General features: G+C 39.2%; 2 protein-coding genes. Both read left to right on the top strand.

What is annotated here, in order from left to right; genetic code table 11:
- Window positions 1-120 precede the first annotated feature (120 nt).
- Window positions 121-1,656, top strand: coding sequence for a methionine--tRNA ligase (metG, locus tag GO685_RS04980; RefSeq protein WP_175937829.1), 1,536 nt, complete (start codon window positions 121-123; stop codon window positions 1,654-1,656).
- Window positions 1,657-1,690: 34 nt separating this feature from the next.
- The gene (locus tag GO685_RS04975) at window positions 1,691-1,915 is read left to right on the top strand and encodes a hypothetical protein (RefSeq protein ID WP_175937828.1); all 225 of its coding nucleotides are present in this window, start codon (window positions 1,691-1,693) and stop codon (window positions 1,913-1,915) included.
- Window positions 1,916-1,933 lie beyond the last annotated feature (18 nt).

Below are 1,933 nucleotides of genomic sequence, written 5' to 3'. Positions count from 1 at the left end.
AGTTTTTTTGTTTCTATTGGGTAGCTTTTCTCTAACGTTATCTACTATTATGTAATAAAGCCCGGTAGCTATTGATTTTTACAACTAGCGCAGATACGATAAAGCTTTAAGTACTGAATAATGGAGCAATTTGGAAACTTTTACATCACTACGCCAATATATTACGTAAACGACAAACCACACATTGGTCACGCATACACCTCCCTTTTGTGCGATGTAGTGGCAAGGTTTATGAGACTTGCTGGAAAGAACGTCAAATTTACTACCGGTACAGATGAGCACGGGCAAAAAATCGAGAAAACAGCCAAAGCACGGGGAATGCAGCCAAAAGAATTGACAGATGAAGTAAGTGTTTCATTCAGGGAATTAGCTAAGTCCATGAATTTTCAATATGATGATTTTATCCGCACTACGGAAGAACGTCACGAAAAAGCAGTAATAGCTCTATGGAATAGGCTTGAAGAGAGAGGACAAATATATCTGGATTCTTATTCAGGTTGGTATTCAGTCCGTGATGAAGCGTTTTATCAGGAATCAGAGCTGATAGATGGTAAAGCTCCAACGGGTGCAGAAGTTCAGTGGATAAAAGAAGAAAGCTACTTTTTTCGTTTGTCGAATTGGCAAGACAAATTACTGGAGTTATATCAAAATCAGCCAAATTTTATCTTTCCTGAGAGTAGAAAAAATGAAGTGGTATCGTTTGTAAGATCAGGACTCACTGACCTTTCAATCTCTCGCACTAGCTTTAATTGGGGAATAAAAGTGCCAGGCAATGACAAACACGTAATCTACGTCTGGATTGATGCACTCACTAATTACCTCACGTCAGTAGGCTTTCCTGGTACTGAAGGTGAAGAATATAAGAGGTTTTGGGCAAATGACAGCTCTTCCAACGTTCATGTAATCGGTAAAGATATATTGCGCTTTCACGCCGTATATTGGCCGGCGATTCTCCTTGCAGCAGATTTGCCGCTGCCAAAGCAAATTGCGGTTCACGGTTGGTGGCTCAGCGAGGGGGAAAAAATATCCAAGTCTCTTGGCAATGTCATAGATCCAATTGGCTTAGCACAAGAGTTTGGCGTTGACCAACTACGCTATTTTCTCCTCCGAGAAGCAAGCTTCGGCCAAGATGGCAACTTTAGCAAGAAAAATATGATTAGCCGGATAAATTCAGAACTGGCAAACAATATAGGCAATTTAGTGCAAAGAACAATTTCATTTTTACACAAACAATGCTCTGGAGTTGTATCAACAGTTGATCAAAGCCTACTTAAAGGCGAGGAAAGTCTGCCCAATTGCAAAGCTATACTCGATAAAGCGACGGATCATCTATCAAAGTACGAGTTTAACCAGATTATACTTCTAATTATCAATATATCTTCTGAAGCCAACGCTTATATAGATAAAAGTGCACCCTGGACATTGAGTAAAACCAGCAGAGAGCGCATGAATTTAGTAATCTATAAATTACTCGAATATATCAGAATAATTGGCATTTTATTGCAGCCAATCGTTCCGAGGTCAGCAGAAATGATACTCGATCAATTGCAAATTCCAAAAGAACAACGAGATTTAAAATCTCTGTGCAACTCGTGCGTAAGCTTAGGTATTATACTACCTAAACCTACACCGGTTTTTTTGAGGGTTGATGTGTAGAGTATGCAAAAACTAACTGCCTCCAGCAGGAAACATGGTTGGTAATGCCTACTCAACAGGACTTGTTATATTGATAGTTGGTGATCCTTGCACTTCTTTTTCAGCTAACCGTTTTTTCAGTTCATCAACCTCATTTTCTAGCTTAGAAATCCTATCGTTTCTTTCCTCATCCAACCGCTCTTCCAGGCTAGTCTCTGTGAAAAAAGTTTATCATGAGAAAATAAGGAAAGATGTAGCAAAAACTGGTAGTTTAACTTAGCTACAAATAGAGAAACTA

This window comes from Wolbachia endosymbiont of Madathamugadia hiepei (assembly GCF_013366855.1).
GTDB lineage: Bacteria > Pseudomonadota > Alphaproteobacteria > Rickettsiales > Anaplasmataceae > Wolbachia.
This window is presented reverse-complemented; position numbering and strand designations above follow the sequence as displayed.